Source organism: Lysinibacillus sp. FJAT-14745, from assembly GCF_001275675.1.
Taxonomy (GTDB): Bacteria; Bacillota; Bacilli; order Bacillales_A; family Planococcaceae; genus Lysinibacillus.
Window position 1 is genome coordinate 1 of the sequence record NZ_LITM01000014.1, and the last position, 13,372, is coordinate 13,372.

Sequence of the window (13,372 nt, forward strand, 5' to 3'; positions counted from 1 at the left end):
CACTCCTAGTAAATTGTTAAGGTTATTATACTTTATAAACTCCCAATTCTCTGTGTCCATTATTTAGACTAACATCACTGTCACCCGCAACTTTTGGTTGCGACCATTATTTTAACTAAAATATAAATTAATGTAAGTATATCAACGTACACCCTTATATTAAATAGTTCTCTTATAGTAGTTCTACGTCGTATGGTGGGGTTAGGCACAATGTGAAGCTGTTGCTTTGGTTTTTCCCGGCACTTTAATAGTATTTATTTTTCCTCCATTTAAAAACTCACATCCTTGAACCTTTTATAAGTGGTAACATTATATAAATATACTTAATTACCGCATAAGACTACTTACCCACTCTTTACTCTTAACTATTTTATTGATCCTGTATCTACCTCAAGCTATATTAGTTTCACCTGTATAGCTTGAGTTTTAAACTATTTTTATTTTTCTGGATTTTTGATTACCGGAACAACTTGTACAGCTATCGGGTAATATAGTTTTTCATTATAGCTCAGTACCTCTTCAGGCCATGCGGAAAATAAAATAGCCGTATATCTGATTAAAAAATCAAGGCTATACGACCATTTGTGACGCGTACCGAGAAGGTGCACTTATTTTTTATAATTCCGTATTACCATATATATGTAGAAAAGTGTAAAATATATCTAGTAGTTACCATGGATAACAAATAATTTGGAAAATAATGAAAAAGGATGGAGTGTATGATTTATTATTTTGACTCAATTGATCTCTTCACACAAGAGATCTGCAATAAAATGATTGAAAAACTTCCATATGAACGACAGCAAAAAGTTCTACATTATAAACGGTTAGTTGATAAAAAACTCAGTATTATTTCTTATCTACTATTAATGTATGGATTAAAGAACGAATACGCATTCTCACAAACAATAAATTTTGGGTATCAAGAAAATCAGAAACCGTATCTACTTAATAACCCACATATTCAGTTTAACATTAGCCATTGTGACTACTGTGTGGTAGTTGCTATTTCTAAACGAGAAATCGGTATTGATGTTCAAGACTTTATTGAGTACGATCAGAAATTGGCTGAAGTAGTATGTAGTAAGGAAGAGCTTGATACCTTGAATCGTAGTAATTGCCCAGAAATAGTTTTTACTCGATACTGGACTCTAAAAGAAAGTTATTTAAAAATGACAGGTGAAGGTATCTCAGAAGATATGATACATATAGATTTCTCATCTCAATCAGAGATGACATTTGAAAAATATCATAGTTATTTTCAATTATTTCATAACAAAAATTATATTATAAGTAGTTGCTCTCTTGAGCCTAATATGAAAATCAATAGGCTCTCTTTAATTGACTTAATTCAATAAAACGAATGTATAAAAATGCATTCCATTACATTAGTGGAGTCCATATATTCCCCCGCAATAATTTTGCTAATACTTTATTATAATACCTCCGAATCAATGGAATTGTTCATTAATTCGGAGGATTTTAAGTGTGATCTAAGCTTATACTACGGCATAATTTATAAGACTGTTAAACATTCTATCTAGAATTTTCATGAGAACTCTAATGCACAGAGATTATTCTCTAGTAAGTTAAACTCATATTGTAAAATTTCTTCTATGTTTTTCGAACATTTATTAAACATAGGATAAAATACGACTAAATAATTATCAAAATTATTTACAACAATTTCTGTACTACCTCTGTAATTTTCTTTATTTGTAATTTTTAGGAATGATTCATACGTTAAATCAAATCCACCTTGAAAGTTAATCGAGAGAACTGATGGTACTATGGAAGATAAATTATCTCTTTCTTTAGAAAGAAGTTCCATAAAATTAATATGTTGAGTTTTTTTAGCTTTTTGAATTCTTTCTACATACTCCTGCATGTTCCATTCCATCATATCTTGGTTACAATCAAGTAATATTGGCAACAAGTCTAAAAATTCTCCCAATGTATTTGTATAATCATTTCTCATATATCTTCTATCTTCCTGCAAAATAAACATTGGTATTGTTGATGAATTTTCTGGAACTAACTGATTCTCTCTAGCAAGAACCTTCAATAAGTGCATCAGTAGATTCCATGGTTTTTCTTTGTATAAATTTAATATATTTGGACCCATTTTTATTAAAGATCGTGTTGATTTTTCGAGAACATTCTCTTTATTATATGTGATGTTTGTATCCACGCAATTTAAATAACTATTAAGATATAACTCTGATATTTCTCCATTGTTAACATTTCCATCATAGTGTGTAACTTCGTGTATATATTGGTCATAAGATTCCTTCATTATTATTGAATTGTCCACATTGTCATCGAGTAAATGCTGAATCTTCTCTTGGAAGATTTGTGTACTTGTTTTATCCCAAACACTATGATGCACAATAATATGAATAGTATGGTGTCGTTCAGATTCTTTCGTAATTACTATTCTACTCAAAACATTTTCAGATTTCTCATCTCTCATTTTATGAATTTGATCGTAAACATTATTAATGTAGTCAAGTGATGCGTATCTCAAATCAATATAAGGAATATACCACGATGAGTGATATTCATGTTCTAATATAGTATATTCTCCCTGATCTTCCTTATAAGAACTTCTTAGTACACCTTGTTCTTGAATAATTTGTTTACATACTTCAATCAGCTTTGTTTTATTATAGTTTCCTTCAAGTACAATTATTTCTTCAATTGTATTACCTTCTGTTGCAAGGAAGCATTTTTGCATAGTGGAGACTACATACTGTGCTTTAATTTCTCTTGCTACATTCTGATTAAATTTCATTAATTCAATTTCTGAAGGATGTAACTCCGTATTTCTATTTGAATCGATACACATGTGTCTAAATGAAGTTAAATTCATGACTGATGATGCTAATAATCCGTATTGATCCATATGAATGATATAATGCGGTATTTGTTGGAATACTAGTTGATTTTGAATAAGTACTATTATCTTCTCTCTCAACTCATTATTCAGATTTTCAACAAATAGTATCGAGTAGAGCGTATTCTCTACTTGAATAGTCTTAAGAATGCTGTCTACTCCAAATTTTGACCATATAAACTGTGTTAGTTCAATACTCGAATCTGAATCTGTCAATTCCTGACGCTCAGTTTCTCTTGCTTTTACACAATAATCAATAATTTCTTCCAACTGCTGTTTAAAAATTCTTTGTAGTTCAGCCACGAAGTTCTTACTATATTTTGACTGATCGTAAGTTATGACCATATGGAGTTCCTTGTTGGTAATTGCACCGTTCATTGAGATTGGCGTACCAAATCTATTTTCCTCTGAAACGTCCTCACCGTGAGGTATATCACTTAACACTAAGTCGTCTGTCGAATCTTCTTGAGTAAATTCGCCTAGATAGTTAAATGTAATATCAGGTATCTCTCCTTCTAGCACTTTATCTCCTAATTCTTTCAGTACACCATAGCCTATTCCGCGATTTGGAACTCTTTTCAAGGTCTCTTTTGTATTATAAATATCATCTCTAATTGATTTTCCAATATTTCTTACGGCAATAGGATACACACTTGTAAACCAGCCAACAGTTCTATCTATTACTGTTGGTTCACCGATTGGCTCTCTCCCGTGTCCTTCCATGCTTACTGATACTATTTCCTGTCCATTTAGTTGATTTACAGCTCTAAATAATGCTGTTAATAACAAATCGTTAATTTCAGTATTGTAAGCTCTACCTGCTTTATATAGCAGTTGATTTGTTTGTTCTTTTGTTAAGCGGATCTCCATATTTTGTATTTCATATTCATCTCCACTTTTTATCGGTTGTAGCCTACTTAGCTTAACCATTTGCTCTGTCTCTTTCCAGAAGGGGATTTCTCTTGTTAATGCTGGCTGTTCTCTATATCTCAATAATGCCTCGCTCCATTTTTGGAATGACATCGTCTTAGATGGAAGAATTATCTCATTATTCTCTTTTGCTGCGTAATATCCTCTTTTTAAATCTTCCAAAATAATTCTCCACGATACTCCATCTACCACTAAATGGTGAATGCAAAGCATCAGATAATCTTTTTCCGTTGTTTGGAACATGCCTACTTTGAATAACGGTCCAGTTGAAAGATCAATACTCCCTTGTATCTCATTCGATTTCCTATTAATAGTCGAGTACAATTCATCTTTATTTTCAATATTTGTAAAATCATAAATTGATAAATCGAACATATTATTCTCTCCGACAGGTCGTATGTGCTGTTCGCCATTTATATATATCGCCCTAATCATATCATGTTGATTTACAATAGCGATTAGCGCTTTTTGAAGAGATTCTTTATTTATTTTTTCTTTACTCTCTAGCATAAAGGTTTGATTGAAGTGATTAGGTTTTGCAAGTTGGCTTGCAAAGAAATCTTTTTGAATTGGCGTTAACTCCACTATACCTGTCACTTCACCTTGCTCAGCAGTCATTGCTTTTGCTTCGCTTATTTCTTTTCGTATAGCTTGTACAGTTCTGCTTTGCATAATGGTTCTGACATCAATTCCGTACCCATGCTCACGAAGTTTTGATACAATGCGGATGGCTTTAATGGAGTCTCCTCCTAATTCAAAGAAACTATCATCAATTCCTATTCGTTCAGCCCCTAGAACTTCTTGGAATGCCTCTACTATACAACTTTCAATTTCATCTCTCGGGGCAGTATAATCCTCTTTTATCCCTGTAATTGTAGGTTTCGGTAATGCTCTTTTATCTAATTTCCCATTTACTGTTACAGGAAGACTTTCAAGTTTCATAAGATGCGCTGGTATCATGTATTCTGGTAAACTTTCACTTAACTGTTCCTTGACCGTGCGAATGTCCAACTCATCTGTGCCTACGACATATCCACTCAGATATTTATCCCCATTTTCTTCCCTTACAATGACAGCGGCATCTTGAATACTGTTCAGTTCTCTTAACTTATTTTCAATTTCTCCAAGTTCGATTCTGAATCCCCGAATTTTGACCTGTTGGTCAATTCTTCCTAAGTATTCAATATTTCCATCTTCCATCCAACGTACCAAATCTCCTGTTCGATAAATTCTTTCTCCAGGTTGGTAAGGATTCTCCACAAATTTTTCTGCGTTTAGCTCAGGTCTGTTTAAATATCCCCTTGCAAGCCCTTTTCCTCCGGCGCATAATTCTCCAGGCATTCCAATTCCGCATAGACTGTTACCGTCCAAAATGTATACATTCGTATTAGAAATTGGCTTCCCGATAGGCGCTTTCTTTAATTGATTCTCAGCTTTAAAATGATAATATGTCGTAAATGTTGTATTTTCTGTAGGACCATATGCATTTGTAAACCTAATTTTCTTATTTCTATTCATTAGTTTTCTGACATGTTCCTCTGATGCTGCTTCTCCTCCAATCAATAATTGTTTTAAAGAATCAAAGATTTTTTCATCCATATCTATTAACTGGTTAAACAGGGTTGCTGTAATAAACGTTGTATCGATTTGATTACTCAATATCATTTGGTGTAATAATTTTGGGTTAGTTAATACTTCCTCATCTACTAAATACACTCTACCTCCATTTAACAAGGCTCCCCATATCTCAAATGTGGATGCATCAAATGCTAATGAACCTGCTTGTAACATTCTTACATCTGTAAAATCAACATAATTGGTATCTCTTACCAAACGAATAACGTTTCCATGTTCGATCATGACACCCTTTGGATTCCCCGTTGTACCAGATGTATAGATTAAATAAGCTAAATCTTGAGACTGATTGATATGTGATAGATTGTCAGATAATCCAGTATAGATGTCATTGTCTAACAAACTGATCACTGAGACGGATTGCTCTAGGCTATTAGATAGATCTGTATTCCCTGTAAGAATCAGTTTACTCTCGCTATCTTGAAGGATATATTGAATACGATTGATTGGATACTTTGGATCTATTGGAAGATAGGCTCCACCTGCTTTTAAAATGGCAAGTAGCCCAATAATCGTCTCCAGCCTACTTTCAGCCATAATACCTACAAACTCATTTGGTTTTACTCCTACATCTCGGAGTTTTCTAGCCAATTGATTCGACTTTTGGTTCAATAATGCGTAAGTGATATCTTGACCATTTAATACAGCTGCAACATGATTAGGTGTCTTCTTCACCTGTTCTTCAAATAATTCAATAATGGTCTTATCCTTTGGATATGCTGTTTCTGTAGCATTGAATTCAGAAAGAATTTTCTTTTTTTCTTGATTGCTTAATAATTCAATTTCATGAAGTGCTTTTTCTGGATACTGTAAGGAATTGATTAATAGATCTTTAAAGTGAACACTCATACGTTCTATCGTTTCTCGCTTGAATAAGTCTGTACAGTATTCCCAGTTTAATTCATAGCCTTCCTCGGTTTCCACCATACTCACTGTTAAATCAAATTTTGCTAATGTATAGTCAAAGTTAATTGGTATTAGGTTAGTATCCCCTAATTTCACTTCTGCCTCTTCATTATTTTGTAATACAAACATGACATCAAACAACGGGTTTCTTGAAAGATTTCTTTCTATTTCAACTTTATCAACCAATTCTTCAAAAGGATATTCCTGATTCTCATAAGCTTTTAAGCATTTTTCTTTCATTTGTTCTACTAATTCACTGAATGTCAGATGTGAATACAGTTCCCCTTTAATGGCTAATGTATTTACAAACATTCCTAACATATCCTGTGTTTCAGGATGAATTCTTCCTGAAATTGGGCTCCCTACTATAATCTCTTCCTGCCTACTATAGCGACTGAGTAATAACATAAAGGATGACAATAAAATCATATAATCTGTCGCTCCTGTTTTTTTACTCATTGTTTTGACGAAAGCTTTTTGATTGTTATTTAGCTTTGTTGTAAAGTTACTTCCTTTGTAACTTTGCTGCTGAGGTCTAGGAAAATCTGTTTGTAAATTTAATACAGGGATTTCACCCGAAAATTCATTTATCCAGTATTTTTCTTTTTCACTTATATCCCGTTTATTTATCCATGCACTGTAATCTTTATACTGCACACGGGCTGTTGGCAAGCTCCCCTCATTGTATAAGCGAGTTAAATCCCCCAACAATACCCTCGCCGACCCGCCATCATAAATAATATGATGGATATCTAACATCAATATTGTTTCACGATCAGCAATTTTAACAGCCTTTGCTCTCATTAAAGGGGCCCTGCTTAAATCAAACGGTCGTATAAACTCTGTCAACACTTGTTGAATATTTTCTTCACGTTCTTCTGTATATTCTAACTCTATTTCAACCTTCTCTTCTATAATTTGAACAAACTTGTCTTTATCATATGCAAAGTGAGTTCTTAATAAATCATGATGCTCGCATAGACGATTCAGTGCAGTATTCAAACGTACTAAATCCATACACCCTTCAATTTTAAAAATTATCGGAACATTGTAGGTGATGTTTGATTTCTGCATTTGCTCAATGACGAATACTCTTTTTTGAGACGAACTCATTTCATAACTATCATTTTTTGGTTGTTTCTCAATAGGTGAATATAGTTCAATTGCAGATGATTCTTTCACCTTTTCTGCTAATTTTCTTACTGTTTTACCTGTTAATATCTCGCGTAAAGAAATTCGAATTTGGATCTTTTCTTCTAAAATATTTACTAGTCTAGTAGCTTTTAATGAATGGCCACCTAGTTCGAAGAAACTATCATCAATTCCTATTCGTTCAGCCCCTAGAACTTCTTGGAATGCCTCTACTATACAACTTTCAATTTCATCTCTCGGGGCAGTATAATCCTCTTTTATCCCTGTAATTGTTGGTTTCGGTAATGCTCTCTTATCCAATTTTCCATTTACTGTAACAGGTAGACTTTCAAGTTTCATAAGATGCGCTGGTATCATGTATTCTGGTAAACTTTCACTTATCTGTTCTTTGATCGTGCGAATGTCCAACTCATCTGAGCCTACGACATATCCACACAGATATTTATCCCCATCTTCTTCCCTTACAATGACGGCGGCATCTTGAATACCGTTCAGTTCTCTTAACTTATTTTCAATTTCTACAAGTTCGATTCTGAATCCCCGAATCTTGACCTGTTGGTCAATTCTTCCTAAGTATTCAATATTTCCGTCTTCCATCCAGCGTACTAAATCTCCTGTTCGATAAATTCTTTCTCCAGGTTGGTAAGGATTCTCCACAAATTTTTCTGCGTTTAGCTCAGGTCTGTTTAAATATCCCCTTGCAACCCCGTTTCCTCCGATGCATAATTCTCCAGGCATTCCAATTCCGCATAGACTGTTACCGTCCAAAATGTATATCTTCGTATTAGAAATTGGTTTCCCTATAGGCGTTTTCTTTAATTGATTCTCAACTTTAATAGGATAATATGTCGTAAATGTTGTATTTTCTGTAGGACCATATACATTTAAAAATCTTATTTTCTTATTTCTATTCATTAGTTTTCTGACATGTTCCTCTGATGTTGCTTCTCCTCCAAACAATAATTGTTTTAAAGAATCAAAGATTTTTTCATCCATATCTATTAACTGGTTAAACAGGGCTGTTGTAATAAACATTGTATCGATTTGATTACTCAATATCGTTTGATGTAATAATTTGGGATTAGCTAATACTTCCTCATCCACTAAATACACTCTGCCTCCATTTAACAAGGCCCCCCATATCTCAAATGTGGATGCATCAAATGCTAATGACCCTGTTTGTAATATTTTCACATCTGTAAAATCAACATAATTGGTATCTCTAACCAAACGAATAACGTTTCCATGTTCGATCATGACACCCTTTGGATTCCCCGTTGTACCGGATGTATAGATTAAATAAGCTAAATCTTGAGACTGATTGATATGTGATAGATTGTCAGATAACCCAGTGTAAATGTCATTGTCTAACAAACTGATTACTGAGACGGATTCGTCTAGGCTATTAAATAGATCTGTATTCCCTGTAAGAATCAGTTTACTCCCGCTATCCTGAAGGATATATTGAATACGATTGATTGGATACTTTGGATCTATTGGAAGATAGGTTCCACCTGCTTTTAAAATGGCCAGTAGCCCAATAATCGTCTCCAGCCTACTTTCAGCCATAATTCCTACAAACTCATTTGGTTTTACTCCTACATATCGGAGTTTTCTAGCCAATTGATTCGACTTTTGGTTCAATAATGCGTAAGTGATGTCTTGGCCATTTGATACAGCTGCAACATGATTAGGTGTCTTATTCACCTGTTCTTCAAATAATTCAATAATGGTCTTATCCTTTGGGTATGCTGTTTCTGTAGTATTGAAACTATTTAGAACTTTCTCTTGCTCCTGTGCATCTAAAAATTCAATGTTGCTTATTTGTATATCTGGTTTATCTATAAAATTGCGAAGTACAGATTGCAAACAACTCAGAATTCTGTCTGCTTCACTTTTTCCATACATATTCGTGTCATACATTAGCCTTATACCTAGAGTCTCTGATTTGTAGGCACTTAAGGTAATGGAATAATTGGTCTGTTCTCTTGCACATTCTAATGACCAATCTGTTCCATCATCTGTCTTCTGTTCCTGCTCATAGTAGTTTTCAAAAGCAAGCATCGTTTGAATTAATTCACTGCCTAGACTACTTTGGCTCTGTATCTCCGCTAGTGAACAGTAGTCATATTGTGTACTTTTTAGTGCCTGTTTTTGCAAATTCAATATTAATTCTAATAAGGTTTCTTCTTTATTTGTCGTTACCCTGACAGGAATAGTGTTGATAAATAGTCCTACCATTTCCTCAATGCCTTTAACCTCTACATTTCGACCTGACACTACTTTACCAAACACTACATCAGTTACATTATTATATTTCTGTAAAACAACACCCCATGCCGCTTCAACAATTGTATTGATGGTTATATGATGCTTTCCGCTAATCTCTTCTAATCTGTCGCTTTGTTCTTTTGTAAGGCTTATTTCTACGCTTCCTACCATTTCTTCTGCTACATCAACAGTTCCTAGAGGTCGGATTTCTGTTTGCTCCTGATATCCATCTAATAATTCTTTCCAGTATGAAGTACATGATTCTTTATCTTTAGATTGTATCTGATGCACATACTCTTCGTATCTTGGATTTTTTTTGATATTTCGTTTGAACTCTTCTTTATTGTTATTATCAGATAGATGCTTATAATAACTAAGAAGGTCATTCATTAGGATAGACATGCACCAACCATCCATTATGATATGATGGAAACTCATAATAATGTAATCCATCTCACTAAGTGTTACTACCGTCATTCGAAGTAAACTATCTCTTTCTAAATCAAACCCTCTATTTACATCATCTTTTTTTATCTCTTCAAATTTGCTTTGTGGATTTTCTTCTTTTGATAAATCAACACGATTGTATTCAATTAATCTACCCCTTAATAATGTTTGTCTTGGCTCACTTACATTACGGTATATCACACTTGTCCTTAATATTTCATGTTTTTCTGCGAGTAACTCTAAACTTTCCTTTAAAGCTTTGTCATTTAAACTATTTTCTGTTTTAAATACACTTTGTACCACATAACTTGTAGAAAGATTATTTTCCATTTTGTGATACAACATGCCTTCTTGCAAGGCTGTTAACGGATATATTCTCTCTATCTCACATCCGATTTCTTTTACCCTTTGCTGTATTAAAGTGAATTCATTGTCACTCCATTTTAGTTCTCCTAAGTCTGATGCAGTATTTTGGGTTTCTCCTATTTTAATACAGTGGTCAATTACTTCTACCAACTGTAGTTTGAAGATATCTTTAAGCTCAGCCATATAGTTCTTATTAAATTTCGACTTATCATAACTTATGACCATGTGTAATTCTTTACCGCTAACCTCACCATTAATTGAAATAGCTGTATCTAATTTATTTTTTTCTGACATATCCAATCCATGTGGTATGTCACTCATCACAAAGCCGGCTTTCTGATTTTCTTGATAAAGTTCACCTAGATAGTTAAATGTAATATCTGGTATCTCGCCTTTCAATACCTCTTCACCAAATGCTTTCAGTACCCCATATCCGATACCATGATTTGGAACCCTCCTCAAGGTTTCCTTAATATTACGGATATCTTCTCTAATTGTTTTTCCAATTCCACTTGCAGCAACAGGATACACGCTTGTAAACCACCCAACAGTTCTATCTATTACTGTTGGTTCACCAATTGGCTCTCTCCCGTGCCCTTCTAAGCTCACCGATACTATTTCATGTCTATTTAATTGATTCACCGCTCTAAATAACGCTGTAAGTAATAAATCGTTAATTTCAGTATTGTATGCTTTACCTGCTTTGTATAACAGTTGATTTGTTTGTTCTTCGGCTAAGTGAAACTCAATATTTTGTATTCCATAATTGACTCCACTTTCTGTTAGTTGTAATTTACTTTCCTTGACCTTCTGTTCGATTTCTTTCCAGTAAGGTATTTCTCTTTTTAAAATATGGTTATCTCTATATCGCTGTAAAATTCCGCTCCATTTTTGGAATGACATCGTCTTAGATGGAAGAATTATCTCTTTATCCTCTTTTGCTGTTGCATACCCTTTACTTAAGTCTTCCGTAATAATTCTCCATGATACACCATCAACTACCAAATGATGGATACAAAGCAATAAATAGTCTTTATCTACTGTTCGGAATAATCCAGCCTTGAACAAAGGCCCAGCAGAAAGATCAATATTTGCTTGTATCTCACTTGACTTTTTATCGATAACGGAAAATAATTCTTCTTTATCTGTAATATTTGTAAAATCATAGTAAGTCAAATCATATAGTTTATCATTATTAACTTTACGAATAATTTGTTTTTCACCATTGTATATTGCTCTAAGCATATCATGATGGTTTAGAATTGCTTGAAATGTCTTTTCAAGAGTTTCTTTATTTATTTTCTCTTTGCTTTCTAGCATTAACGACTGATTAAAGTGATTGGGTTCGGCAAGATTGCTTGCGAAGAAATCTTTTTGGATTGGAGTTAATTCTACAGAACCCGTCACTTCTCCTTGCTCGGCAGCAATTGTCTTTACTTTACTAATTCCTGTTCGTATAGCTCGTATTGTTCTACTCTGCATTATTGTTCTGACGTTTATTTCATATCCACGCTCACGTAATTTAGATACGATACGAATAGCTTTAATGGAGTCTCCCCCTAGTTCAAAGAAGCTATCATCAATCCCTATTTGTTCAGCCCCTAAAATTTCTTGGAACGCCTCTGCGATACAGAATTCTATTTCATCTCTTGGCGCAATATACTCTTCTATGCCAGTTATCGTAGGTTTTGGTAACGCCTTTTTATCCAGTTTTCCGTTTACTGTAATAGGGAGACTTTTGAGCTGAATAATATGTGCTGGTATCATATATTCCGGTAAGTCTTTGCTTAGTTGTTCCTTGATGACTTTTATATCCAACTTTTTCTTTCCAACAATGTATCCACATAAATATTTGTCCTCGACATGATCTTCATTTGCCACGACTACCGCATCTTCAACACTATGGATATCTCTTAATTTACTTTCAATTTCTCCGATTTCAATTCTAAACCCTCTTATTTTGACCTGCTCGTCGATTCTTCCAAGATATTCAATAGTACCATCTTCCATCCAGCGGGCTAAATCTCCGGTACGATAAATTCTTTCTCCCTTACGATATGGATTTTCTACAAATTTCTCTGCTGTTAGCTCGGGTCTGTTTAAATATCCTCTAGATACGCTCGCTCCTCCGATACATAACTCTCCAGGCATTCCAATGCCACACAAACTGTTGCCATTCAACACATATATTTGTGTATTAAAAATTGGTTTTCCAATTGGCACGATGTCTAGATTTGTATTGTCAGAAAAGCGGTGAGATGTAGCACAAACTGTTGCCTCGGTTGGACCATAACAATTATTTAATCGATTTAAGTTCTTTTCTGTTGTCATGAGATACTTGTCTAACAAATCTCTATCTACTGGCTCTGCTGCTAAATAAACCCTATCTAATGTACTTAAAGAATCTATTCTGTTATGTGCCTCTGCATGGTTTAATAACATTCTAAATACAGAGGGAACTAGAGTAGCTTTCGTAATCTGTTTCTCCGTTAATACTTCTAACAATTCAACCGGATCATTATTTTGAGTTTCTGAAATAATCTCTAGCTTAGAGCCAGCTAACCCACCAGGGAATATTTCCCACACAGATGCATCAAAGACATATGTCGATTTTTGAAGAACCACACTACGTTCATTATATTTTCCTTCTGTAATTTTCCAGTTTGTTAAATTCGCCAGATTCCTATTTTCGACCATGACACCTTTCGGTTTTCCAGTAGTTCCAGAAGTATAGATGACATAGGCCAGATGATTTGATTTGGAAACATG

The 13,372-nt window shown here is 34.0% G+C and carries 2 protein-coding genes; one reads left to right on the plus strand and one right to left on the minus strand.

The window, feature by feature from the left end; genetic code table 11:
- Window positions 1-719 precede the first annotated feature (719 nt).
- Window positions 720-1,358 carry a 4'-phosphopantetheinyl transferase superfamily protein gene (locus tag AMS59_RS19720; RefSeq protein ID WP_053485429.1) on the plus strand — a complete coding sequence of 213 codons (639 nt, stop codon included), beginning with the start codon at window positions 720-722 and terminating at the stop codon, window positions 1,356-1,358.
- A 191-nt stretch (window positions 1,359-1,549) separates the two neighbouring features.
- Here the strand turns inward: AMS59_RS19720 and AMS59_RS19725 are convergent.
- Window positions 1,550-13,372, minus strand: an 11,823-nt coding sequence (locus tag AMS59_RS19725; RefSeq protein WP_156304721.1) for a non-ribosomal peptide synthetase, incomplete at its 5' end; no start/stop codon positions are given.